We start from the raw sequence: 23,608 nt of genomic DNA, 5'->3' as shown, positions 1-23,608 counted from the left end.
CTGGACAACGTCGTCCTCGGCTGCCCATCCCTTCGGGACGCACCAGACGACGGCGATAGCCGGATGCATGGGCAGCCTTTTTGAGTGGTCGATTCTCAAAGAGGTACGCCATGAAAACGTGCAAATGCAGCGGCTTTCGTCCCGGCACTCCGGCTTTTCCGGCAGGATTGCTGCTGGCCGGTCTGTCCACCCTGGCGTCGGCGGATGCCGGCAATCCCCTAGCCATGGAACTGGGGGGCGCGACCCGGCTCAGGCTGGAAATCTGTGAACGCCTGCGCGGCGAGGCCGTCGACTGGTTCGGCAAGCCCAAGATCAGGGATGTCGTGCTGGACCGGACCTACGACTACGGTTTCATGGGCAACAAGTTCCAGCTGGGGCTGCGGCTGAACCACGACGACTGGCTGGACGGTTTCGCCCAGTTCCAGGATACGACCCTGGCCGGCCTGCCCGACAACGGCGTCGGTCTCGGTGCCCGCTATTACGAGAACTCCGAGCACATCAACCAGAACAGCGCCTTCCTGCGGCAGGGCTACCTGAAGCTCCGGCAGTCCGGATTCTGGCTGTCCGGCGGCCGGCAGCTATACGCGGACGGCATGCAGGGCCTGGCGACCGACAAGGGGCTCAAGTGGATACAGGAACAGCGGCTGGCCCAGCGCCTGATCGGCGCCTTCGACTACACCCATGCCGGGCGCAGCTTCGACGGCGGGACGCTCGGCTACGGGACCGCCGACTACGAAATCTCGGGCTTCGGCTTTGTCCCCACCCAGGGCGGCTTCGACATCAACGGCATGTATTCGATCGAGGGGATCAACATCGCCGGCGTCACCCTTGGGCTGCGCGATGGCGACCGCTTCGGCCGGACGCTGGGCCGGCTGGCCTGGTATGTCTACCACGACGACCGGCCGGACGTGATCGTGGTCGACAATGCCCAGACGCTGCCGCCACAGCGGGGCTCGCACATCGACCTGCACACGGTGGGCGGACATGCCGTCCATGTCTGGGAGGCAGGGAGCGGCCGCCTCGACGGCCTGCTGTACGGCTTCGGCCAGTTCGGCCAGTGGCAGGCACAGACCCAGGGCGCCTTTGCCTTTGGCGCGGAACTGGGCTACCAGCTGACGGATGTCTGGGCCAGCCCGTGGCTGAGGGCGGGCATCAACAGCGGCTCCGGTGACGGCAATCCCGACGATGACACCCACGGCACCTTCTTCCAGCTGCTGCCGACGGCCTGGCTGTATGCCCAGTTCCCCTTCTACAACATGATGAACAATCAGGATGTGTTCGTGCAGGCGATCCTGCGGCCGCATCCCGCGGTCACCCTGCGGGCCGACTTCCACGCGCTCAGCGTCAATGCGACGGCAGACCTGGTCTACGCCAGCAGTGGTGCCAGCAACCAGCGGTTCTTCGGCTTCCTGGGCACGCCGACCCATGGCCATGCCGATCTCGCCAACCTGACGCATGTGGCGCTCTCCTACCGGCCAGTCGAAAACCTGACCGTCAACGCCATGTATGCGCATGCCTTCGGCCAGTCCATCATCGAGAGCAATTACGCCGGCGCGAACGGCAATTACGGGTTTCTGGAAACGGTGATCAGTTTCTAGCGGTGCCGGGTTTCTCCCCAGGGCTGTTCAATGCTCTCAGGATTGGGGATGGTACGGTTTTCCTTTGAGCAAAAACGACTCTGTGCCCTTTAAAGCAAAGCTTGTTGCCGATACCGGATCATCGTCGCGCCCAGGGGCGGATGTTCGATCTGCCCCATCTGCTGCTGTTCAGTAGTCCGAGCTGAATAACTCTTAGTCCTTTGATTTGCTTTATAAAAGGACCATCTTTTAAGGTCTGGAATTGCCAGAATTGAGATAATAGAGCCCTGTTTTCTTGCAAATTCTGTCGGGGTTTTTATGGGACCTAAGCCGTCGGGACTGCAAACGGGAGATCTGTTCAGACACCCGTTGGTCGAGATGATCAACCTCAAGCATCCTCTGGTGAAACTCGCGGATGTGATGGACTGGACGTTGATCGAAAACGCCTTCGGGGCCCCTTTTGCGAGTACGACCGGGCGGCCGGCGTTGTCCCCCCGGTTGGTGGCTGGCTTGAACGGCCCCGGGTATCGAGGAGGCCAGTTGGTTTAAGTTGAGGCCGATGTGGCGGCCTCACTGGCGAGTTGCCGCCAGTAGTTTGCCTCAGCTTCTGCCGGAGGGATGCCCCCAATCGGCTTGAGCAGTCGGATGTGGTTGAACCAATGCACCCATTGCAGGGTGGCCAGTTCCACGGATTCCCTGGTTTTCCAGGGGCCCCGGCGGTGAATCCATTCGGCTTTGTACAGCCCGTTGATGGTCTCGGCCAGCGCGTTGTCGTAGGAGTCGCCCTTGCTCCCGACCGAGGGTCGGATGCCGGCTTCGGACAGGCGTTCCGTGTACCGAATGGACAGGTATTGCGACCCCCTGTCCGAATGGTGCACCAGGGCATTGGCAGCGGGCTGACGCTCGTACAGGGCCTGCTCCAGCGCATCAAGCACGAAGTCCGTCTGCATGGTGCGGCTGACGCGCCAGCCCACGATGCGCCGGGCAAACACGTCGACGACGAAGGCCACGTACAGCCAGCCCTGCCACGTGCTGACGTAGGTGAAGTCCGACACCCACAGTTGATTGGGACGCTCGGCCTTGAACACCCGATTGACCCGGTCCAGCGGGCACGGCGCTGCTGCATCTGGCGTGGTCGTGCGAACGCTCTTGCCTCGACGCGCGCCCTGCAGCCCCAGGCGCCTCATCAGCCGCTCGACCGTGCAACGCGCCACCCGGATGCCTTCGCGGTTCATCTGCAGCCAGACCTTGTCGGCACCGTAGACCTGCCAGTTGGCGTGCCACACGCGCTGGATGTCAGCCGCAAGGGCCTGGTCACGCTGGGCGCGGGCGCTGCGCAGTTCAGGCCGGCGCCGGCGGGCCGCGTGGCGCCAATAACACGACGGGGCCATCTGCAACACCTGGCAGATGGACTCGACCCCGAACATGTTGCGGTGCTGGTCGATGAAGCGCTTCAGCTCTTCAAACGGCGGTCGAGCTCCGCCTGGGCGAAAAACGCGCTGGCGGCCTTGAGGATGTCGTTGGCGCGGCGCAGCTCCTTGTTCTCACGCTCCAGTTGCTTGAGGCGTTCGCGCTCGCTGCTGCTCAGGCCATCACGCTGGCCGGCATCGACTTCCTCGCGCTTGACCCAGTCCAGCAGCGTCTGCGGCACGCAGCCAATCTTGGGCGCAATCGATTCCACGGCTGCCCACAGCGACGGGTAGTCGCCCCGGTGCTCTTGCACCATGCGCACAGCGCGCTCGCGCACCTCGGGTGAGAACTTTGTTGACTTGTTCATGGCTCCATCTTCTCAAGTGTTGGAGCCTCCTCAAAACCCGGGGCCGTTCAGGCGGCACCCTGGCACCGCTGCCACCGGAGTTGCAGGCTCATGCCGAGCAGGTGTACCAGCTGATCGACAGCGTCTTCAGTGACAGCCAGATGTTTGAGATCAGCGACGACCGTCGCCCCAAAAAGAACCCGCTCAACAGCAACTTCGACAAACAAGAGTTCAAGGCGCTGTGGAACCGGATCAATCGCAAGGCGGCCTACAGCGTCGACTTTGATTCGGCAGAGTTGGTGACAAAGGCGGTCGCAGAACTGGACAAGAGCCTTCGCGTGATCCCGTTGCAGTACACCATCCAGACTGGCGAGCAGGCGGCCCAGGTGACCTATGACGGTCTCAAGGATGGCGAGGCGTTCGTGCTCAAGGCCACCGAGACGGAAAAAAACGTGCATTCGATTCACTCTGCGGTGAAGTACGACCTGATCGGCAAGATCGCTGAAGGTACGCAGCTGACCCGACGCACGACGGCAGACATCCTCAAAGGGATCAACGTCGCAGTGTTTGCCCAGTTCCGCACCAATCCGGAGAGTTTCATCGCTGAAGCCGTGCGGCTGATCAACGAGCAGAAGGCCACGGTCATCGTTGAACACTTGGCCTATGACCCCGTGGAAGACAAGTTCGACCTTGACATCTTCACTGCAGGCCTGACCAAGCAGGACTTCAGCAAAGCCGGGGATAAGCTGCAACGCCATATCTACGACTACGTGCTGACAGACTCCAACATCGAACGCCAGTTCGTGAAGGAGCTGGACGCCAGCAGCGAAGTCGTGGTCTACGCCAAGCTGCCACGCGGATTCCTGATCCCTACACCGGTTGGCGACTACAACCCCGACTGGGCCATCTCCTTCAAGGAAGGCGCAGTCAAACACGTCTACTTCGTGGCCGAGACCAAGGGTTCGATGTCCAGCATGGAGCTGCGCGAGATCGAGAAAACCAAGATCAAGTGCGCCCGCAAGTTCTTCGACGACATCAACAAGAAGTTTGCCCCGGAGCAGGTCAAGTACGACGTAGTGGACAGCTTCGGCAAGCTGATGGAGCTGGTGAAGTAACGTGGCGCGCATGACTTCACCTTCGGAACCTCTGAATAAATCTGCATTTCGGCGAGTGAAGGCCGAGTTGGGTCGTTTTTTTCAGTCACCGTGTCGAAAAGCTCGCGTTTTGACTCATGGCTCGCCGGTAATTGTTGCTTTGTTGGGCACCTCGAAAAACCTCTTTTTCTGAAAAATCACGTCCTGTAAATCAGTAGGTTATAGAGATAAATCTGACGAAATCCGGGGTTTTTCGAGGTGCCCTGTTGGGGGTTTCCCCACGCTGCGGACGGATGACTCCCGTCATGCTAGCAACTCCCTGCGCTTGAGATAGAGGTTCGCCAGGCCCACCAGCATGAAAACCTGGGCGGCATTCTTGGCCAATCCTTTGTAGCGGACTTTGGTATAGCCAAACTGGCACTTGATGACCCGGAACAGGTGTTCCACCCGGCTGCGGATGGCGGAGTGCTTGCGGTTCCTCTGCTTCTGGCTGGACCCTAAGCGGGACTTTGGACGCGCTTTCAGCGCAACACCCCAGTAGACACCCGCTCTCCGGGCAGCACGCTTGCAGGAATTGTTGGCATACGCCGCATCGCCCAATACCGCTCGGTCGTCCTCCCGCAGGAGGTTGGGCAGTTCGGTGATATCCGCCACATTGGCGGGTGTGACGGATACGGTATGGGCAAGACCGCTATCCACATCCGCGCCGACGTGGATTTTCATGCCGAAGTACCATTGCTTCCCTTTCCTGGTCTGATGCATTTCGGGATCGCGGGCCTTATCCTGGTTCTTGGTCGAGGGCGGGGCATGAAGGATCGTGGCATCGACCATCGTGCCGCCCTTCAGCAACAGACCTTGCTCTTCCAGAACGTCGTTGATCGTGTTCATGAGCTTGGCCGTCAGTGCGTGCCGCTCCAGCAGGCACCGGAAGTTCAAGATCGTGGTTTCGTCCGGCAGTGCGTCGTCCGCAAGCTCCAGCCTGGCAAACCGCCGCAGGGATTCAATCTCGTACAGGGCGTCTTCCAGGCCGGGATCAGACAAGGCATACCACTGCTGGAGACAGTACAACCGCAGCATCGTCGCCAGGGGGTAGGGCTGACGCCCACGCCGGCCAGCCTTGGGATAGTGGGGCTCGATGACCGCCAACAACGCGGTCCAGGGTACCGTCCGTTCCATCTCGGCCAAGAACGTCTCCCGCCGGGGCTGCTTCTTCTTGTGGTCAAAGGCGAGGGAAGCGAAGGTGGTCTGTTTCATAAGGTCACCGCGGGCTGAAGTTCAGTGAAAGCAGCTTACCAGCGATTTGATCAGAGCTTCCCTAAAATCCTCGCCGTAACGCAGCACCGCCCACACCAGCCGTGCCTTCGTCGCGGCAAGGGCAACTACCGCCTTCCAGCCGCCGTGTCGTTCAACCAGGTTGCACGCCCAGCGGCTGAAGCGATCCTGCTGGTCGCCAAGGCCGCTGAGGGTGGCTCTGGCTTCCATGGCCAGGCGACTGCAGAGGTAGTTGTCACCAGCCCTGGTGCCGCGCCCCAGTCTGGCGTTGCCACCGCTGCTGTATTGCCCAGGAACCCGTCCGATCCATGCAGGAAGCTGGCGACCGTTGTCGAATTCGTGCGCGCCGCCGAGGCTGGCGAGCCGTGCGCTGGCGGTGGTCGGGCCAAGGCCGGGAAGCGGCTCCGGCGTTTGCTGCGGGCGTCTTCGCGGGCCGCGTGGGCGATGGCTTTGTCGCCCGGCTACCGGAAAACAGGCCGATACGGCGATATCCAGCCCCTCAAGGCATGACCGATGCCTCCGTCCCGGCATGGGGCGGGAGTTTCTGAAAGATTGTTCGTGGCGTATCGATAACAGAATGTCAGGCTGGAATCCTGTTCCTATTCCCGCCGTCCATAGTCGGCCATGAGGGCCGACATTTGCCGGTGGACAGCGTTTTTGGGCCTGTGTTAGCTTGCCATGCAAAAGGCCCGCCGGCTGCCGCCTGGATGGTATTGGCTCAACCCCATCAGCGGGTGTGACTATCCCGCCGGACATGCAGTCCGGCTGGCGCCCCAAGGGTTAGCGAATCCTACCGAATCAATACCGACCAGGGAGTACGACATGGCCAAGGCCGCGACCGCCGACACGACCGACAATGATCCGCTGCGCTCGATTTCCGACGCCATGCGCGATGCGATTCACAATGCCTCCGAGGATGCCGGCCGTGCCCGCGAGCGGCTGAGCGAGGCGGGCAGCGGGGTCTCGCAATCGCTGTCCCGGTTTGCCTATACCAGTTCCTACATGGTGTCCTACGGCATCGTCTATGCCACGGTGTTCGTGGCCCGTTCGATACCCCAGGAGAACCCGATCGTCGAGGGTTTCATCGATGGTGGTCGCGCCGCCATCGAGGCGCTCAACGAGGCCAGGCAGACGCCATCCGCCGCTGACGAGACGACCCCGGGCTCGTGAGCCCGGTGTTGGGCCCGGCCGCCCCGTCCCGTCGTTGCGCCGGAGCCTTTCCGGCGGGGGTGACGCTGTCGCTGCCGCAGCGGATCTCCGGCCTTGCCTTTCCCATGCCTGCCTGAATCACCATGGCTGTCCAGTCCCCGATGACCGATTCCGTTGCTCCGGCGGCTGCCGCCGAGGTCTCCATCCGCCTGCCGCATCCCGGCGTCCTCCGCCTGCACAGCAGGCAGTTGTTCGGTGACCAGGCGTCGCCCGATCTGCAACGCTTCCTGCGGCGCATTTTCAGGGCCGGCGAACTGCGCGGGCTGACCCTGCCAGCCACCGGCGGGGACTGGGTCGATCTGCACTACGATGCCGGCCGCCATGCCGCGCGCGAGGTGCTGGCGCGGCTGGCGGACTGCCTGCAGGAGGCGTCGGAGGAACATGCTCCCGCCGAACCGGTTGCCGGCCGTCAGTCGCCGGCGCAGCCGGTGGTGTCGCCGCTGGTCACGGCCCGCGACCGTCATGGCGTGGTTCGCTACCATCGCCACCGGCATCTGGTGACCGGCTGGCAGGTGGTGACGCGCGGTACCGGGACGATCCGGCTCAAGAATCCCGTGCTCTACCGCAAGAGCGGCCTGTGCGACGCCATCGAACGCGAGCTGATGAGCGTGCTCGGCGTCGACCGCTACAAGACGCATTCCCTGCGTTGCACGGTACAGGTCGATTACGATCCCCGGCGGCTTGACTGGACCAGCATCATCGAGATCGTCGACGGCGCCCTGGCCAGTGCCGAGCAGCAGGAAGCGCTGGACAAGCTGGATCTGGACCTCGCCATCTGCAGCGTGTCGCTGCCGGTGGCGGCGGCGGCGCAGTTTGCCTTCCCGCCGCTGATGCCGGTGGCGGCCGCCCTGTTCGCCTACACCGCCATCCCGAGCTTCCAGGGGGCCTGGGAAGTGCTCTTCAAGGAACGCCGGCTGGGCGTCGACGTGCTTGACTCCCTGGTGGTGGTCGGTTGCCTCGCCACCCTGCAGATTCTGCCGGGCGCGGTCATGTGCTGGTGCCTGTCCTTCGGCCGCCTGCTGGTCAAGCGCACCGAGGACAGCTCGCGCAAGATGCTGCTGAATGCCTTCGGCAAGCAGCCGCGGTTCGTCTGGCTGGTGCGGGACGGCGTCGAGATCGAGGTGTCGCTGGACAAGGTCGGGCAGGGCGACATCGTTGCCGTGCATACCGGCGACATGGTGCCGGTCGACGGTCACATCGTCGAGGGCATGGCGATGATCGACCAGCACGCCCTGACCGGCGAGTCGACGCCGGCCGAGAGGGGCGTGGGCGACCGCGTCTATGCCTCGACCGTCCTGGTGGCCGGCAAGATCCTCGTGTCGGTCGAGCAGGCCGGCAGCGAGACGGCCTCGGCCAAGATCAGCCAGATCCTCAACGACACCGCCGGCTACAAGCTGACCTCGCAGCATAAGGGCGAGCGCCTGGCCGACATGGCGGTCATCCCGACCCTGGCCGTCAGCGGGCTGGCCTTTTCGACGCTGGGCCCCTTCGCCGGTGTGGCGGTGCTCAACAGCGATCTCGGCACCGGCATCCGCATGGCGGCGCCGCTGGCCATGCTGTCCTCGCTGGCGCTGTGCGCGCAGAAGGGCATCCTGGTCAAGGATGGCCGGGCGCTGGAGCTGATGAACGAGATCGACACCGTGCTGTTCGACAAGACCGGCACCCTGACGCGGGAACGCCCCGAAGTCGGCGACATCGTCACCGCCAACGGCCACCAGCCGGAAACCGTGCTGCTGTATGCCGCGGCCGCCGAGCGCAAGTTCCACCATCCCATCGCCCTGGCCATCCTGCACAGGGCCGAGGAACTGGGCCTGGAGCTGCCGGCCACCGACGAGACCCAGTACCAGGTGGGCTACGGCATCCGCGTCGGTGTCAATGGTCGGGTCATCCGCGTCGGCAGTCGCCGCTACCTGGAGATGGAAGGCATCGCCATCCCGCCGGCTGTGGATCGCAAGCTGGAGGCCGTGCACAACGACGGCGACACCATGGTCATGGTCGCCATCGACGACGAACTCGGCGGCGCCCTGGAACTGCGTGCCGCGCTGCGGCCCGAGGTCAGGGAGATCATCGCCGGTCTCCGGCAGCGCGGCATCCGGCACCTGGCGATCATTTCCGGCGACCACGAGGCACCCACCCGCAAGCTGGCCGAGGAGCTGGGCATGGACCGCTATTTCGCCCAGGTGCTGCCGGCGGACAAGGCCGATTACGTGGAGAAGCTGCAACAGGAGGGCCGCAAGGTCTGCTTCGTCGGTGACGGCATCAACGATTCGATCGCGCTGAAGAAGGCGAACGTCTCCATCTCCCTGCGCGGTGCCACCTCGATCGCCACCGATACCGCGCACATCGTCTTCCTGGAACAGGGGCTGGGCAAGTTGTGCGAGCTGCGCGACATCGCCCTGCGGCTGGACCGCAACATCCAGCGCAGCTGGGGCATGATCCTGGCGCCCAACATCGCCTGTGTGGCGGGCGTGTTCACTCTCGGCTTCGGGGTCGGCGCCTCGGTGCTCACCAACAATGTCGCCGCCATCGGCGCGCTGGTCAACGGCGTCTGGCCGATGCGCGAGGTGGCCCGGCTGGAGGCGGAGCGGCGGCATCTGCTGGAGATGGAAATTAAGGCGTCCGCTGGCGGCGCCCCGTTCCCGGAAGCCACGGCCGTCCCGGCCATGCCGGATCGCGCGGATCGGGCCGCGCCGCCGTCGGCGGCGGAATCGCGTCCCGCGCCGGATGCCGCGGCCAGACCGGCACCGCGCAAACTGCCGGTTCGTGGCAGACCGCGCACGACACGGGGCAAGGCGGCCGGGTAATCCCGTTCTGCGGCCGGCCGGCCCGGCGCGACCCTTTCAGGAGCAAGACCCATGCGTGACGAAGACAAGACGCTGACGCGGGCGCGGCGTACCCGCCGGCTGATCAGGCCGAAACCCATGCCCGCGTCGTCCGTCGGGTCCGACCTGGCCGAGACCGAGACCGGTGCCGGCCGCGCCCGGTTCCACTTCTTTCTCATCGACAGCGGCTGGGACGGACCCGTCCCGGAACTGGTCCGCCGCAACCTGGACATGATCACGCAGTACCAGCAGGACGACCCCCTGTTCGTGCTGACGCAAGCGCAGTCCCGGCAGATGCTGAAGAAGCACCCGCATCTGATCGGCAAGGACCCGATCCTGCTGGCGCGCGACCTCCGCGCCGGTCACCTGCACGGCGACGGGGAATATCACGGCTTCCACCTGAATCTCGGCATGATCCGCGATCCCGCCCAGGCGCTGGAGGTGCTCAAGACCTTCCTGAACTTCCTGGCCCGGCATCGGCAGAGCGCCGATATCGAGAAGAACATCCGGGAACAGCTGCATCGCGACGGCCTGCAGGGCGCCATCGAGGTCCTGCGCAACGGTTCCGAAACCCTGGTGGCGGGTTGAGCCGGTGCCGTCGATCCCGTTTTCCATCCTCCGGAGGAACCCCGCATGAATGCCATCGGTGAATCAATCACGACCGTGTTCGGTATCGTTCTCGTGGCGGCCATCGCCCTGGAAATCCGCCAGCGCCGCAAGCGGCTGCGGGAGCTCTACAACGTGCTCGATGCCGAGGACCGGCAACTGGTGGCCGATCTCGACACACTGGTTGCCAACGGCATCCTGCAGCCCTATGCCGGCGGCTGAGTCCGTGGCCGCTACGGCGCCGGACGTCCGGCTGGCCAGCCAGGTGCTGAGCCTGCGCGATCCCGCCATCTTCGGCCCGGAGGCGCATGCCAGGGCACGGCTTTTCGCCCGGCGGGCACTGGCCGTCGACGGTGTCCTGAGCCTTGCCATCCAGCCCGAGGATGGCAGTGCCCGGATTCGCTACCGGGCCGAGCCGGGACAGCGCAAGGCCTGGCTTGAACGGCTGGCCCGGGCCGTCGGCATGGAGGACGGCGCGCTGGCCGATCCGCTGCTGCCCGACTGGCAACCGTACATGGCGGTTCGCCTGCTGCGCTGCCGGGGACAGGTGATCTCGCTCGATATCGATACCCAGCGTCCGGATCGGCTGGAGCTGCGCCATGCCTGTCTGGCGGGGTCCGCCAATCCCCTGAGCCTTCGTCTCGGTCAGGCGCTCGGTCGTCTGGCCGGGGTGCGCGCAGTGACGATTGACGACGCGGCCGGCCTGCTGCGGGTCCACTACAGTCCCGCCCGGGTAACGGCCGAGCGCCTGCTCCGGGTGGTGGAAACGGTCTGCTGCGAGCATGACCCGATCGCTGCCGTGGCCGATCCCGCCCATGTACCCATGGGCACGGCCAATGCCAGCGTGGGCCTGGGCGCCCTCGGCGAGCTGCTGCTGCCGGTGGCCACGCCGGTGGCCGCGGGCATCCTCGTCACCACCCATCTGGGCGTGGTCCGGGATGCCGCCACCCAGCTCGGTCGGGGCAAGGTCGGCGTGCCGCTTTTCCACACCGCGCTGCTGACCTGCTCCATCGTCACCGGCCAGGTGCTGGCTTTCGCCCTGACGGACTGGTCCCTGCGCTACTGGCAGCGCCGCTGGCGTCGCCAGCTGGCCGACGAGACACGCAGCCTGGTCGAGGTCGCGGGGCCTGTGGCCGAAGGCACCGGGCTGCCGGGTGGCCGGGCAGGGGAGGGCTCCGCCCCGTCGGCCATCCGGCCGGGGCAGGTGGTCCGGGTTGTCGCCGGCGCCGTTGTGCCTGCCGATGGCCAGGTCGGCGCCGGCATGGCGCTGGTGGACGAGGGCTGGATGACCGGTGCCGCGACCGCCCTGCGCAAGCTGCCCGGCGATGCCGTGCTGGCCGGTTCGCGGGTGCTGGCCGGTTCGCTGGAGATGGTTGCCGAGCGGGTTGGGACGGACACCCGCGCCGCCCGCATCGGCGCGGCGATGGCCGGGGCTGCCGCCGTCATTCCCGCCAGTGCGGCGCTCAGGGCCAGGAGCGAACAGCTGGCCGACCGCACCGCCCTGCCCACGCTGGCCACGGCCGGCGTCGGCTGGCTGGCGGGCGATCTCATCACGGTCGGCGCCATCCTGCATCAGGACTGGATCAGCGGGCCCGCCCTGGCCGTGCCGTTGCTGACCCTCCGCCAGATGCGGGCGATGCGGGTGGCCGGCGCCCTGGTGCAGAACCCGTCTGCCATCGCCCGGCTGGCCGAATGCGATTTCGTCGTCCTGGACGGCGACGATCCCCGGCTGGCGGACACCCGTCCGGTACTGACCGGGATCCGCAGTCGCCTGCCGGACAGCGATGCCCTGCTGTGCCAGGCGGCTGGCGCCGCTCTCTACCTGGGTGGCGACTGGGCCGTGGTGCTGGCCGAGGCCTGCCGTGCCCGCAACCTGGTGGTGCGGCAGCCGGAACTGCTGGCGCTGGCGGCGGATGGCGTGCGCGTGCGGCAGGGCGAGCGGGAACTGGCGCTGTGCATCCGGCGGGGCGCTGATGAATGGCCCACCCTGCGCGTGACCGTGGACGGCCAGGATGTCGCGGAGCTGCGGTTCGGGCCCGCCCCCGCGCCGCTACTGGCCGATACCGTGCGGCGCCTGCAAGCCCTGGGCCTGCCCGTGTTTCTCCTGTCCTCCGCGCCGGAAGCGCGGACGGGCGAATTGGCCGCAAGCCTGGGCATCGAGCTCCATGGCGGCAACCTGGACCTGTCCGGCAGGATGCGCTTCCTGGAAGGCTTGCGGCGGCGGGGCGTCAAACCTCTGCTGGCGGGCCGCCTGCGGGAGCAGGCCGGGCTGGCGTCCCTCGCGCATGCCACGGTGGCCACCGATACCCTGGCGGCGGGGCCGATGCCGGCGGACGTGGTCGCGCTGGACGGTTCCTGCTGCCGGCTGGCCGACTGGCTGGCGCTGGCCCGCGCCCACGATGCCGACATCATCCGCAACACCCGCCTGGCCAGCATCCCCAATCTTCTCTGCATCGCCGGCGGTTTTGGCGGGGTGCTGAACGGCATCACCTCGGGCATCGTCGCCAATATCGGCGTGCTGAACGTCGACCGCGGCCTGCGGCGGACCCTGGCGGACCGGCCCGACATGGCCCGGGGCCGCGCCATACCCCATTTCCCCGCATCTGCCTGATGCCCGATCCCGTCCAACCACATGAGCAGCAACACGCCCGAATCCCGATCCAGCCGTCCATCCCGCGCCCCCACCGGCCAGCGGAAACCTGCCGGGCTTGTCGCATCATCCGGGGCGGCCGAGCCGGCGGCGGCGAAGTCTGACGATGCCGCGCGAGAGGAAGCGCTGGAACACAACCTGGTGGCCCTGGAACTGGACGAGGAAACCGTCAGGCGCATCGAGAAGCTGCCCCGGGACATGGGCTGGCTGCTGTTCACGGCCGGCGTGGTCGGCATGGTGATGCCGGGTGTGCTGGGCACGCCCTTTCTCGTCCTCGGCGGACTGATGCTCTGGCCCTGGACCAATCGCCGCGCCGAGCGCTGGCTTGCCGGCCATTCGCCCAAGGCTTTCAAGGGCAGCATACGGCAGATCAACCGCTTCCTCGACGACCTGGAGAAGCGCTACCCACGGACGGGCGGCAAGCCCTGAACGGTCCGGCCGGGCCCGGCCCTGGCGCTGTCCGCGCAGCCGGGCGATGGTTCAGGTCCGCCAGGGATGATCCGGCAGCGCCGAGACGCCGATGGCCTCCGATCCGGCAGTGGCGACCAGGTGGTCGTTTTCCACGGAACTGCCGCTGACGCCGATGGCGCCGATCAGGACGCCGTCCCGGTTGACGATAGGCACCCCGCCGGGAAAGGTGATCAGGCCGCCGTTGGAGTGCTCGATACCGTACAGGGGGCCGCCGGGTTGCGAAAGCGCACCGATCTGACCGGTGGGCATGGCGAAGAAGCAGGCCGTCTTGGCCTTCTTGATGGCGATGTCGACGCTGCCGACCCAGGCATCGTCCATGCGGGCGAAAGCCTTCAGTTCGGCGCCCGAATCCACTACGGCGATACACATCTGGGTGCCAGTGGCGCGGGCCTTGGTCAGCGCGGCCTCAATGGCCTTTTGAGCGTCTTCGAATGTAACGTGCATGGCGGTTGTCCTCCCGGTTTGTCGATGGTGAAACGCCGCTGGCTGGCGGCTCGGTGGCGCTGGCCAGGCCGGCGGGCGCTACATGGCAGCAGGCGGACGCACGGATGTCCAGCGGATTTTTCTGCCGCGCCGGTCAGGCACAGGCCGCCGGCAGCAGCGCCTGCTGTCGGCGGTCGCGACCCGGCAGGCCAGGCTCCGCGTCGATCGCCTGCCAGGGCGCCGGCACTTCGGCCAGGAGCCGGCCCAGCCAGATGCCCAGCTGGAGATCCTCGACGCGACCGTGCGCGCGATGCCGGATGCGGCCCGCCCGGTCGATGATGGCCAGCGAGGGCGCCGAGTGCAGACCATAGGCGTGCATCGTGCTCGGTATGGCCTGTTGCGGGACCGCCCTGTCGATCGCGACCGGGAAACGGAACCGGTAGTCCTGCAGGAAGTCCCTCAGCGCCAGCGATTCCAGCGCCTGGTGGGACGGGCAGGCCGTGTGCAGTCCGATGATGGCAACGCCCTGACTGGCCAGCTGGCTGTGCAGGGCGCGCGCCTGGCGCAATTCATGGCTGACGCCGTCCATCGCCAGCACCTCGAAGGTTTGCAGCACCACCACACGCCCGCGCAGCGCCTCGATGCTCACAGGGCCTGCGGTGTTTACCCACTCGGCGACGTCAAGCGTCGGGGCCAGAGGATCGTTCCCAATCATGTCGGTTCTCCGAAGTGAGACCATATGGTATCGAACCAATACCATATCCGGCAAGCGCGGCATCCCCGCTGGCGGAGCCCTGACGGCTTACCTTCGCTCGAGAGTGGCGGTTGCCGGGGCGCTTCGTGCCCCGCCCGGGGCGACCCGGGCAAGGTTCGCGCTGGCGGGCTTACGGCGGGAACAGGAAATTGAAGTTCAGTTGCGCGCCCCACTGGGGATCCCAGAGGCCACGCTCGACGTAGTGGCGACCGGCCAGGGTCACCACGACATTCTGCCCGCCCGGGGCGAACAGGGTGCTGACGGCCAGGTTGACGGGTACCGTCCACTGATCGTCATTCCAGTTATAGAAGGATTCGGAATACAGGTTGAACGCAATACCCGACGCCAGCGTGTAGGAGATGCCGGGATTCAGCAGCAGCAGGCTTGCCGCCTGGGTACCGCCGCCGGTGCCGATCCCGAACGACTGGTTGACGTTGAAGCCCAGGGTCCAGCCCTTGAGCGCGTAGATTGTCGACGGTTGCCAGACGATCGCCGCCGTGGCGCCCAGGCCCCATTGGCGGAGGCCGATCAGGGTCTGCGTGGCGGTCGGTATGTGTACCGAGGGACCGAAGCCGACCATCAGCGTGCCGTGCGCCAGCGAGCGGGTAGGCGTCAGGTAGAATTCCAGATCCATGTCGCCGAAGCCCAGCTGGTTGGGACCGCCGGGATAGAGGGCGCTCTGGTAGGTCATGTTGAAGGTCGTGCGGGTTCTGAGACCGATATCCTCGGTCAGGTCGACCGGAATGATCGGTCGCATCCGCAGGCGGTAGGTCGAGGCGTCGTAGGGCCCCGCGCCGGTGTCGAAGTGGTTTTCGAACTGGATTCGAGGGATATAGACGAAAGGGTTCTGGATGTCGTACAGCAGATTGCCCGTGGCATGCTCGGGCGAATGGTCCGCAGTGCCGGGGGCAGACACCAGAAGGGTCGCGAGCCATGCGGCAAGCGTTGGGCCTTTTGCGTTCATGTTGCCTTGTACCGCCTAACACCAGGGACGACCGTCACCTTCAGGACGTTCACCGGCAGCTTGGGCAGACGCTTGGCGGGAGCGTTCGCACGGCCTGTCCCGATGGTATGGGTTCGTTTTTTCATCGCCGCTGGACTGGCCATGCTCCGATCCAATTATGCTGGAATTCGCGGGTACTGAAATCCCCGCACGATCGACTGCTTCGCCGGCCTAGGTCAGACGCCGGGAGGCGAAAGTTCCGGTTGCTCTGCTGCCATCTGTCGCGACCGGCGAGGCTGCCTTGACGCCCGGGTTGCCCGGCATGCAGGCGTGGGAGAATTACCGCCGATGCTCGGCAAGGAGATATTTCCCCGCATGCCGTCGGGAATGCCCTCGTGGCGACCGGGCGGCGCCGAGGCGGGACTGGCATCAGGCAGCGACACCATGGCAATCGCGACACAAACTCCGTTCTGGTACCGGCTGAGAACCTCCGTCTGGCTGGTGGCCTGCTGCATCCTGGCCATCGCCTGCCTCGGCTGGGCGCGGGTAGCCATCGGTGCCGAAAAGGACATCCTGATCCGGGATCGGGTCTGTCTATCAGGCTTGGGCGGGGAAAAATGGGTAAGCCTGCCCCACCTGCTGGCAGCGGAGGATTTTCCGCCGGCCGGGGGACAAGTCCGTTACCGTATGACATTCGACCTGGACTCCGTGCCAACGGCGCCGCTGGGGATCTACGTCCGCAAGCTGAGCCTGTCCGGACGGGTCCGCCTGAACGGCGTCACCTTTGGCGCCTGCGGTGTCGGCGAGCTGCGCGATTTGCGCTGCCTCCATCAACCGCAACTGTTCATCCCGCCCGTGGCGCTCTGGCAGGCCGGAACCAACACGCTCGAATTCGACATCTACGCCAATGACCGGCAGATGAACGGTCTATCGCCGGTACGCATCGGTGTCGCGCGGGCGCTCGCCGAGGGGCCGTACCTGTGGCAGTGGCTGTGGCAGGTCGAGCTGCTGCGGGGGTTGACCTGGGTAGCCGTGTCCCTCGGTGGCCTGGCTCTGTCGGTGAGCTGGATCCTCCGCTCGGAACGGCTGTATCTCTGGTTCGGGCTGTGCAGCATCACCAACGCCCTGAGCAACCTGAACATCCTCGTGACATCGCCCCTGGTGGATTTCGAGTGGTTCAGCTGGTTTGTTTTTTCCTCCCGCATGCTGACCGCGCCGCTGCTCCTGCTGATGCTGCTGGCGTTCTTCGACCGCGCCCGAGGTCCGGTTGCGCGGACCGTCCTTGCCTATGCCGCGCTCATGCCGCTCGTGACCTGGATCAGCGGCAACAACCGCTGGGCAGTGGCGATCATGTACCTGCCGCCCCTGGTCTTCGCACTCGCGCTGCTGGCCGCCATGGTCGTCTGGACACGGCGCTCCCGGCGCGGGATGCATGTCGTGGTCACGGGAGTCTACGCCGTTCTGCTGGTGGTTTCGGTTCTGGACTGGCTGCGCCTCAGCGGCAGAAGCTCATTCGAGGGAGTCTACTGGGCCACCTATGCGATAACCGGGGTATTGCTGGTGTTCGGTGTTCTGTTGATGTCGCGTCTGGCCTCCGCGCTGCTCGCCGAGCGCCGCCTGCTGTCCCAGCTCTCACTGGCGTCGCGGGCGGCGAATGTGGGGTTCTGGGACTGGAACCTGGTCTCCAACAAGGTCGTCTGGTCCCGGGAGATGATGGAACTCTTCGGCGTCGAGCCGACCGCCGCGGGTGACGATTTCGATACCTGGGCTGCATGGCGGATGCGTCTCCATCCCGAGGATCGCCAGACGATCGAGCAGCAGGCCATCGAGGCGGCCCGCGCGCTTGTTCCCCTGAACCTGGACCACAGGATCGTGCTGCCGAACGGGGAGACGCGCTGGATCGAGGTCCGGGCCGACATCGTCCGCGATGCCGCAGGATACCCGGTACACATGTCCGGTTTGAGCATGGACATCACCCAGCGGCGGCAGGCCGAGGAGCAGCTTCGCGAGAGCGAGGCACGCTTCAGGATGTTGTTCCTGCATCTGCCCATCGCCTATCAGTCCCTGAATGTCGAGGGTTGCTGGGTGGACGTCAACGACAAGATGGCCGAGCTACTGGGATTCGAGCATCCCGAGGACATGCTGGGGCTGTGCTTCGGCGATTTCTGGGACACCGATTCTGCCGGCCTGTTTGCCCCCACGTTCAGCCGCTTCATGGCGAGCGGCGCCATCACCAGCGACCTGCGCTTGCGCCGCCGCGATGGCACGCCGCTGCTGGTGCAGATCGTCGGCTACATCCAGCGGGATGGGCAGGGCCTTTTCCAGCGGACCCATTGCGTGCTGATCGATGTCACCGAACGCCGGGCACTGGAGCAGGAAATCCTGGACATCAACACCTCGCTGGAGCGGAAAGTCGCGGAGCGTACCGCTCTTGCCAATGCCGCGAATGCAGCCAAATCCATGTTCCTGGCGCACATGAGCCACGAGATTCGCACGCCCATGAACGGCGTCCTGGGTATGGCCCAGCTCCTGCAGCGCGAACCGCTGTCGCCGGACCAGCAGGAAATCGTCGAGCACATTTTGGCCGCCGGCCAGTCCCTGCTGAGCATCATCAACGACATACTCGATTTCTCCAAGATCGAGGCGGGCCAGCTGACCCTGGATGTCCAGCCTTTCGACATGGGTTCGACCCTGACCGAGGTCGTCAGGATCGCGGCCGTGGGCGCCGACCGGAAGGGCATCGGGTTGCGGCTCGAGGCATCCGCACGACTGCGGGGCGGATGGCTGGGCGATGCCCTGCGGCTCAAGCAGGTCCTCTACAACCTGGTGGGCAACGCCGTCAAATTCACTGAGCAGGGGGAGGTGCTCATCCGGGCGCAGCCGGTCGGATGGTCAATCGATCGGGTCCGTGCCCGCTTCGAGGTCCGGGATACGGGCATCGGCATGGCGCCTGAGACCATGGCAAACCTGTTCGCGCCGTTCACGCAGGCGGACAGCACGATCACCCGCCGCTTTGGCGGGACCGGGCTGGGGCTGTCGATTACCCGGCGCCTGGTCGAGATGATGGGCGGCAACATCGGCGTGGACAGCCAGCCCGGGGCCGGGAGCGTATTCTGGTTCGAGCTGCCGTTCGAGCGTGCCCCGGGCGAAACCCCGGCTGGCCGGGAACCGTCCGCACCCGCACCGGCCGCAGCCTCGGATCCGGCGGGGGGCGAACTGGCCGGGCTGCGCGTGCTGGTCGTGGATGACACCGCCATCAACCGCATGGTTGTGGAGCGGGCCTTGACGCAGGCAGGCGTGGTCACGCATGCGGCCGCCCATGGCCAGCAGGCTCTGGACATGCTCGGCAGGCGGCCGGACGACTTCGACGTGGTCTTGATGGATATCCAGATGCCAGTGATGGATGGGCTGACGGCGACCCGGGCGATACGTCGCCACCCCGGCCTGCAGAGGCTGCCGGTGATAGCCCTGACGGCGGGAGTGTTGCCCGAGGAGCGGCAGGCGGCCCTCGATGCCGGCATGACTGACTTTCTCACCAAGCCCATCGATCTCGCGCACATGCTGACGCTCCTGCGCCAGCATGCGGGGACACGCAGGAACGCCCCCGGGACATGAAGCCGGCCGGACGGGAATCGGCGCCCCGGCCTCCCGGATGCTTGCACCCGTGCCCGGGCACCCCCGTCAGCCCGAAGCTCCGCCGCGCGATGGCGGGTGCACCCCCCTCAGCGGCTGCTGCGGGATGCCAGGAAGCGGCGCAGCGCGTCCAGGCTGAAGGCCGCCGCCGAATCCCGTTTGCGTGGCCAGGATCCCGCGAGCAGGCGCTGCTCGACGACGTCGCCGTGCGGGCCGGCGATGGCGACGAACAGCTCGGCTTGCCGGTTCTCCTCGCGCAGCTCGGCGGGTCGGCTCTCCGTCCACTGCACCAGCGCATGGTCTGGCCCGCCGCCCGCGCCCGCGCCCTGGTCCAGCAGGGCGCGGGCCAGGCGCAGGGCCGTGGCCGCCGGCCGGGCGGCGGCCCTCAGGCCGAACCGTGCCAGCAGGCCGTGCGTGGCCGGTGCGACCAGGGCGGCGGCCAGCCAGTCCTGATCGCCGCAGCGCGAGGCCAGCAGACCGCCACTGACCGACTCCAGCAGCCACAGGCGCGCTCCGCTGCCGCACAGGAGCAGGCCCACCGATTCGGTCAGGCTGGCCGGTCCCACGCCGTTGCGGACCACCGCATGGCAGGCTTCGCCGATGGCGGCGGATACGGCCGCGATCGTGGCTTCCAGCGGTGCGATGTCCAGATCGCCCGGGAAGGCCAGCTTGACCTGGTTCTCGGCGCCACCGGCGCGGAATCCGAGCCGCGTACCCGGCGGCAGCGGCACGCTGTCCAGGCGTTCCTGCAGGGCTGATTCCCCGAGCCCGACGGTGTGCAGCACCACCCGCTGCAGCGGGGCGAGCAGGTACAGCCCGGGCAGGGCCGGCGCGATGCTGGCCCGGTACATGGCCTTCATCTCGCGCGGTACGCCGGGCATGAAGTGGAACAGGCAATTCCCGCTACTGACCGAGAAGCCCGGTGCCGTGCCCCAGCGGTTGTCCAGTCGCGTGGCGCCCTCGGGCAGCAGGGCCTGCTTGCGGTTGACGGCGGGCATGGTGCGGCCGGTCTGCCGGAACCAGGCCTCGATTTGCGCCAGGGCTTCGGTATCCAGCCGCAGCGGTCGGCCGAAGGCCAGGCTCACGGCCTCGGCGGTGAGATCGTCGCTGGTCGGCCCGAGGCCGCCGGTGCAGAGGCAGAGGCTGGCGCGGCCGCTGATCTCCCGCAGCAAATCCACCAGCGAGTCCAGCCGGTCGCCGACGGCGGTATGGCGGCGGACCTCGAAGCCCAGCCCGGTCAGCTCGCGGGACAGCCAGGCGGCATTGGTGTCGGCGATATCGCCGCAGACCACTTCCTCGCCCTGGGAAAAGATTTCGGCGCTGGGCAGTTGCATGGGCGTCGCTCGGGGTGGGTTGGCGTCAGGCGGGCAGGCTGCCGACCCAGCGGTGCCAGAACGGCAGGGTCAGGGTGGCGGACAGGGCGGTCAGCAGCACCGTCATGGCGTAGAAGCCGCTGTCCAGGCGGTAGCGGTCGCAGTAGACCACGCCGAACAGCATGCACGGCATGCCCGCCTCCAGCACCAGGGCGGTCAGGGTCTCGCCGCGAAAACCGAGCAGCCAGGCCAGTCCCAGGCCGAGCAGTGGCATGACGATCATCTTCGCCACCATCACGGCGAGGCCCAGCGGCAGGTTGGCGCGGCGCCAGGCCTGCCATTGCAGGCTGAGGCCGACGGCGATCAGCATCAGCGGGGCGACGGCGTCGGCCAGGGGCTCCAGAAAGTGCTGGAGGCCGGCGGGCTGGCGGATGCCCGAGAGATTCAGCGCCAGCGCGGCGATCCCGGCCCAGATCGGCGGGTTGATCAGCAGCGGTCGCAGCAGCGATCCCTCGCCCCTGGGCGGGGTACCGTGCTGGCGCGCGATCAGCAGGCCGAAGGTCAGCACCAGCGGCATGCCGGCGAACACGTCCAGATGCACGACGATGGCGCGGGCGCGGGGGCCGTACAGGTGCTCCAGCAGCGGCAGTCCCATGTAGGTGATGTTGGCGAAGGCGATGCCGAGCATGGCGGCGCCCAGCCGATGCCGCTGGATGCGGCCGGCGCGGCCCATGAGCCAGGCGACGCCGGCACCGATGAAGACGATGGCGGCGCCGTACAGCGACAGCTTGACCGAGTCCAGTCCCAGCCGCGCATCCCACAGCACGGTCAGCACCAGTGCCGGCAGCAGCAGGTTGAAGACCAGGGTCGTCAGCACATGGCGGGTGGTGCCGGCATCCAGCCCGCCCGGCCGCAGCGTCCGCCAGACGGCCCCGAACAGGATCAGCAGGCCCATCTGCATCAATACCTGAACCATACACACTTCCCTGCCGCAAAAGCCGGTATTCTAGATTGGATTGCCATCCGCTCCGCGACAGGACTGACTCAAGGACGCCCATCATGACCGACCTGCTTTCGACCAAACCCATCCCCGCTCACGAACGCCTGATCATGGCCCTGGACGTGCCCGACATCGAGCAGGCCAAGGCGCTGGTGACCACGCTGGGCGACGCCGTCAGCTTCTACAAGGTCGGTCTGGAGCTGTTCATGTCCGGCGATTACTACGCCCTGATCGACTGGCTGAACGCCCGCGACAAGCGGGTTTTTGCCGATCTCAAGTTTTTCGACGTGCCGGAGACGGTGGCCCGGGCGATCCGTGTGCTGAGCGGCCACGGCGTCGATTTCGCCACCGTGCATGGCAACGATGCCATCATGGCGGCCGCCGCCAGCGCCAAGGGTTCGCTCAAGGTGCTGGCCGTGACGGTGCTGACCAGCCTCGATCAGGGCGACATGCGGGACCTGGGCTTCGACTGCGACGTGCAGCAGCTGGTACTGTCCCGCGCGCGACGGGCGCTGGCCCTCGGCTGCGACGGTGTCATTTCCTCCGGGCTGGAGGTGCCCGCCCTGCGGGCCGAGGTCGACGACCGGCTGCTGGTCGTGTCGCCCGGCATCCGGCCGGTCGAGAACCGCGCCAGCGACGACCAGAAGCGCGTCGTCACCATCGAGCAGGCTTTCCGCAACGGCGCCGACTATATCGTCGTCGGCCGTCCCATTCGCGATGCCGCCGATCCCCACGCCGCCGCGGAAGCCGCCCAGGCGCAGATCCGCGCGGTGTTCGGGCAATGACGGCGCGCTGCGACTGCGTCGGCAACTGATCGACGGCCGGCATGCCGGCCATGACGCCAACCATCCGGGCGAGGAGGCAAGACGATGAAGCACATCAGGCAGATGGGTCACCGGCAGGAGGGCCCGGCGACGGGCGCAGCGGAGCGGCGATCGCCGACGGCACGGCTTGCGTGGCTGCTGGGTGGCTTGCTGACGGGCTGCGCGGGCGAGGGCAACGGACAGTCCATCGACCTGAGCGGTATCCGCTTGCCGCCCGGCTTCCGTATCTCGGTCTATACCGATCGGGTGCCGGGCGCCCGGCAGATGGCCCTGGGCGGCGATGGCACCGTGTATGTGGGCAGCCTCGGCGCGGGCAAGGTATACGCCGTCCGCGACCGGGACGGCAATGGCCAGGCCGAGCAGGTCGACGTCATCGCCAGCGGGCTGAACGCCCCCAATGGCGTGGCCTGGCTGGGGGGTGCGCTGTATGTGGCCGAGGTTTCCCGGATCAGCCGGATAGCGGTCCAGGGGGCCACGCCGGCCGCGCCGCAGGTCGTTTACGACGGCTATCCCGGCGACCGGCATCATGGCTGGAAATATCTGCGCACGGGGCCGGATGGCAAGCTCTATACGGCGGTCGGCGCGCCCTGCAACATCTGCAAGCCGGACAAGGCGGTCTATGCCACCCTGACCCGGCTGGATCCGGATGGCCGCAACTTCGAGATCTATGCCCGGGGGCTGCGCAACAGTGTCGGCTTCGACTGGCATCCGGTGACCCATGAGCTGTGGCTGACCGATAACGGTCGCGACTGGCTGGGCGAGAACCGTCCGCCGGATGAGCTGAACCATGCGCCCGGGCCCGGTCTGCATTTCGGTTTCCCGCACTGTTTCGGCAGCGACATCAGCGATCCGGAATTCGGCCGGGAAGCGCCCTGCAGCGCCTTCACCGCGCCGGCCTGGAACTTCCCCGCCCATGTGGCGGCCCTGGGGCTGCGCTTCTACGGCGGCTCGCAGTTTCCCGCCGAGTACCGGCAGCAGCTGTTCGTGGCCCAGCACGGTTCCTGGAACCGCCGCGAGCCGCAGGGCTTCCGCGTGGCCCTGGTGCGCTTCGAGAACGGCCGACCGGTCCGCGAGGACGCCTTCGCCGAGGGCTGGCTGAAACCCGACGGCCAGGTGACCGGCCGTCCGGTCGATGTCCTGGAAATGCCGGACGGCGCCCTGCTGGTGTCGGACGACAAGGCCGGCGCCCTCTACCGCATCAGCCATCAGGCCGCTGCGCCGGCACCGGCACCCTCAGCACCCACCTCCACGGGGGATTGAG

The 23,608-nt window shown here is 66.6% G+C and carries 18 protein-coding genes, 2 pseudogenes and 1 other annotated feature; of the genes and pseudogenes, 12 read left to right on the top strand and 8 right to left on the bottom strand.

Annotation, left to right across the window (positions count from 1 at the left end; genetic code table 11):
• The first annotated feature begins 110 nt into the window (after positions 1 to 110).
• Positions 111 to 1,598, top strand: coding sequence for an alginate export family protein (locus tag ACH5N8_RS09805; protein WP_460026687.1), 1,488 nt, complete (start codon positions 111 to 113; stop codon positions 1,596 to 1,598).
• A gap of 297 nt (positions 1,599 to 1,895) precedes the next feature.
• Positions 1,896 to 2,090: pseudogene (locus tag ACH5N8_RS09800) on the top strand (transposase); the annotation flags it as partial.
• A gap of 32 nt (positions 2,091 to 2,122) precedes the next feature.
• Here the strand turns inward: ACH5N8_RS09800 and ACH5N8_RS09795 are convergent.
• A protein-coding gene (locus tag ACH5N8_RS09795) for an IS3 family transposase (RefSeq protein ID WP_483281177.1) occupies positions 2,123 to 3,354 on the bottom strand; the annotation gives its coding sequence in 2 pieces (ribosomal slippage) (positions 2,123 to 3,063 and positions 3,063 to 3,354; 1,233 coding nt in all).
• Positions 2,960 to 3,076 (bottom strand) — a sequence feature (AL1L pseudoknot). Its footprint overlaps the gene before it by 117 nt.
• An 80-nt stretch (positions 3,355 to 3,434) precedes the next feature.
• On the opposite strand from ACH5N8_RS09795, the gene ACH5N8_RS09790 reads away from it, so the two are divergent.
• Positions 3,435 to 4,448, top strand: a complete 1,014-nt coding sequence (locus tag ACH5N8_RS09790) for a restriction endonuclease (RefSeq protein WP_483281176.1) — start codon at positions 3,435 to 3,437, stop codon at positions 4,446 to 4,448.
• Between the two features lie 282 nt (positions 4,449 to 4,730).
• On the opposite strand, the gene ACH5N8_RS09785 is transcribed toward ACH5N8_RS09790, so the two are convergent.
• Positions 4,731 to 5,681, bottom strand: coding sequence for an IS5 family transposase (locus ACH5N8_RS09785; protein WP_483281175.1), 951 nt, complete (start codon positions 5,679 to 5,681; stop codon positions 4,731 to 4,733).
• Between the two features lie 21 nt (positions 5,682 to 5,702).
• Positions 5,703 to 6,154, bottom strand: a pseudogene (locus tag ACH5N8_RS09780) (transposase); the annotation flags it as partial.
• Positions 6,155 to 6,521: 367 nt separating this feature from the next.
• Between ACH5N8_RS09780 and ACH5N8_RS09775 the strand changes: the two are divergent.
• From ACH5N8_RS09775 to ACH5N8_RS09750, 6 genes are all read left to right on the top strand, one after another.
• Complete coding sequence (locus ACH5N8_RS09775; RefSeq protein ID WP_483281174.1) at positions 6,522 to 6,869, top strand: hypothetical protein; 348 nt, start codon at positions 6,522 to 6,524, stop codon at positions 6,867 to 6,869.
• A gap of 140 nt (positions 6,870 to 7,009) precedes the next feature.
• Positions 7,010 to 9,712, top strand: coding sequence for a heavy metal translocating P-type ATPase (locus tag ACH5N8_RS09770; protein ID WP_483281173.1), 2,703 nt, complete (start codon positions 7,010 to 7,012; stop codon positions 9,710 to 9,712).
• A 51-nt stretch (positions 9,713 to 9,763) separates the two neighbouring features.
• Complete coding sequence (locus ACH5N8_RS09765) at positions 9,764 to 10,318, top strand: hypothetical protein (RefSeq protein WP_483281172.1); 555 nt, start codon at positions 9,764 to 9,766, stop codon at positions 10,316 to 10,318.
• Between the two features lie 45 nt (positions 10,319 to 10,363).
• A complete protein-coding gene (locus ACH5N8_RS09760; RefSeq protein WP_483281171.1) occupies positions 10,364 to 10,558 on the top strand; it encodes a hypothetical protein in 195 nt (64 codons plus the stop codon).
• A 4-nt stretch (positions 10,559 to 10,562) separates the two neighbouring features.
• Positions 10,563 to 12,947, top strand: a complete 2,385-nt coding sequence (locus ACH5N8_RS09755; RefSeq protein ID WP_483281170.1) for a P-type ATPase actuator domain-containing protein — start codon at positions 10,563 to 10,565, stop codon at positions 12,945 to 12,947.
• Positions 12,948 to 12,968: 21 nt separating this feature from the next.
• Complete coding sequence (locus ACH5N8_RS09750) at positions 12,969 to 13,415, top strand: YbaN family protein (RefSeq protein WP_460028752.1); 447 nt, start codon at positions 12,969 to 12,971, stop codon at positions 13,413 to 13,415.
• Between the two features lie 51 nt (positions 13,416 to 13,466).
• On the opposite strand, the gene ACH5N8_RS09745 is transcribed toward ACH5N8_RS09750, so the two are convergent.
• From ACH5N8_RS09745 to ACH5N8_RS09735, 3 genes are all read right to left on the bottom strand, one after another.
• The gene (locus ACH5N8_RS09745; RefSeq protein WP_483281169.1) at positions 13,467 to 13,901 is read right to left on the bottom strand and encodes a GlcG/HbpS family heme-binding protein; all 435 of its coding nucleotides are present in this window, start codon (positions 13,899 to 13,901) and stop codon (positions 13,467 to 13,469) included.
• A gap of 133 nt (positions 13,902 to 14,034) precedes the next feature.
• Positions 14,035 to 14,529: a peroxiredoxin family protein gene (locus ACH5N8_RS09740; RefSeq protein WP_460028750.1), complete on the bottom strand. Its 495-nt coding sequence runs from the start codon at positions 14,527 to 14,529 to the stop codon at positions 14,035 to 14,037.
• Between the two features lie 235 nt (positions 14,530 to 14,764).
• On the bottom strand, positions 14,765 to 15,598 hold the full coding sequence (locus ACH5N8_RS09735) for a hypothetical protein (RefSeq protein ID WP_483281168.1): 834 nt from the start codon (positions 15,596 to 15,598) through the stop codon (positions 14,765 to 14,767).
• A 423-nt stretch (positions 15,599 to 16,021) separates the two neighbouring features.
• Between ACH5N8_RS09735 and ACH5N8_RS09730 the strand changes: the two genes are divergently transcribed.
• Complete coding sequence (locus ACH5N8_RS09730; RefSeq protein WP_483281167.1) at positions 16,022 to 19,192, top strand: PAS domain-containing hybrid sensor histidine kinase/response regulator; 3,171 nt, start codon at positions 16,022 to 16,024, stop codon at positions 19,190 to 19,192.
• 107 nt (positions 19,193 to 19,299) lie between these two features.
• On the opposite strand, the gene ACH5N8_RS09725 is transcribed toward ACH5N8_RS09730, so the two are convergent.
• Together ACH5N8_RS09725 and ACH5N8_RS09720 are read right to left on the bottom strand one after the other, a co-directional pair.
• A complete protein-coding gene (locus ACH5N8_RS09725; RefSeq protein WP_483281166.1) occupies positions 19,300 to 20,544 on the bottom strand; it encodes a competence/damage-inducible protein A in 1,245 nt (414 codons plus the stop codon).
• Between the two features lie 25 nt (positions 20,545 to 20,569).
• Positions 20,570 to 21,499: an AEC family transporter gene (locus ACH5N8_RS09720; RefSeq protein WP_483281165.1), complete on the bottom strand. Its 930-nt coding sequence runs from the start codon at positions 21,497 to 21,499 to the stop codon at positions 20,570 to 20,572.
• Positions 21,500 to 21,582: 83 nt separating this feature from the next.
• Here ACH5N8_RS09720 and pyrF point away from each other — a divergent pair, with 83 nt between their 5' ends.
• Positions 21,583 to 22,308, top strand: coding sequence for an orotidine-5'-phosphate decarboxylase (gene pyrF / locus ACH5N8_RS09715; protein WP_460028435.1), 726 nt, complete (start codon positions 21,583 to 21,585; stop codon positions 22,306 to 22,308).
• Positions 22,309 to 22,392: 84 nt separating this feature from the next.
• Complete coding sequence (locus ACH5N8_RS09710) at positions 22,393 to 23,607, top strand: PQQ-dependent sugar dehydrogenase (protein ID WP_483281164.1); 1,215 nt, start codon at positions 22,393 to 22,395, stop codon at positions 23,605 to 23,607.
• Position 23,608: the final 1 nt, after the last annotated feature.

It is taken from the genome of Methyloparacoccus sp. NF-16, assembly GCF_056880625.1.
Note: the sequence above shows the minus strand (reverse complement) of the source record. Positions and strands in the feature narration are given on the sequence as shown.

What these genes read in the sequence shown, in the direction of transcription:
- ACH5N8_RS09805 (WP_460026687.1), top strand. Translation starts at nt 111, where the DNA reads ATGAAAACGTGCAAATGCAGCGGCTTTCGTCCCGGCACTCCGGCTTTT.
- ACH5N8_RS09785 (WP_483281175.1), bottom strand. Translation starts at nt 5,681, where the DNA reads ATGAAACAGACCACCTTCGCTTCCCTCGCCTTTGACCACAAGAAGAAG.
- ACH5N8_RS09775 (WP_483281174.1), top strand. Translation starts at nt 6,522, where the DNA reads ATGGCCAAGGCCGCGACCGCCGACACGACCGACAATGATCCGCTGCGC.
- ACH5N8_RS09770 (WP_483281173.1), top strand. Translation starts at nt 7,010, where the DNA reads ATGACCGATTCCGTTGCTCCGGCGGCTGCCGCCGAGGTCTCCATCCGC.
- ACH5N8_RS09765 (WP_483281172.1), top strand. Translation starts at nt 9,764, where the DNA reads ATGCGTGACGAAGACAAGACGCTGACGCGGGCGCGGCGTACCCGCCGG.
- ACH5N8_RS09760 (WP_483281171.1), top strand. Translation starts at nt 10,364, where the DNA reads ATGAATGCCATCGGTGAATCAATCACGACCGTGTTCGGTATCGTTCTC.
- ACH5N8_RS09750 (WP_460028752.1), top strand. Translation starts at nt 12,969, where the DNA reads ATGAGCAGCAACACGCCCGAATCCCGATCCAGCCGTCCATCCCGCGCC.
- ACH5N8_RS09745 (WP_483281169.1), bottom strand. Translation starts at nt 13,901, where the DNA reads ATGCACGTTACATTCGAAGACGCTCAAAAGGCCATTGAGGCCGCGCTG.
- ACH5N8_RS09735 (WP_483281168.1), bottom strand. Translation starts at nt 15,598, where the DNA reads ATGAACGCAAAAGGCCCAACGCTTGCCGCATGGCTCGCGACCCTTCTG.
- ACH5N8_RS09730 (WP_483281167.1), top strand. Translation starts at nt 16,022, where the DNA reads ATGGCAATCGCGACACAAACTCCGTTCTGGTACCGGCTGAGAACCTCC.
- ACH5N8_RS09725 (WP_483281166.1), bottom strand. Translation starts at nt 20,544, where the DNA reads ATGCAACTGCCCAGCGCCGAAATCTTTTCCCAGGGCGAGGAAGTGGTC.
- ACH5N8_RS09720 (WP_483281165.1), bottom strand. Translation starts at nt 21,499, where the DNA reads ATGGTTCAGGTATTGATGCAGATGGGCCTGCTGATCCTGTTCGGGGCC.
- pyrF (WP_460028435.1), top strand. Translation starts at nt 21,583, where the DNA reads ATGACCGACCTGCTTTCGACCAAACCCATCCCCGCTCACGAACGCCTG.
- ACH5N8_RS09710 (WP_483281164.1), top strand. Translation starts at nt 22,393, where the DNA reads ATGAAGCACATCAGGCAGATGGGTCACCGGCAGGAGGGCCCGGCGACG.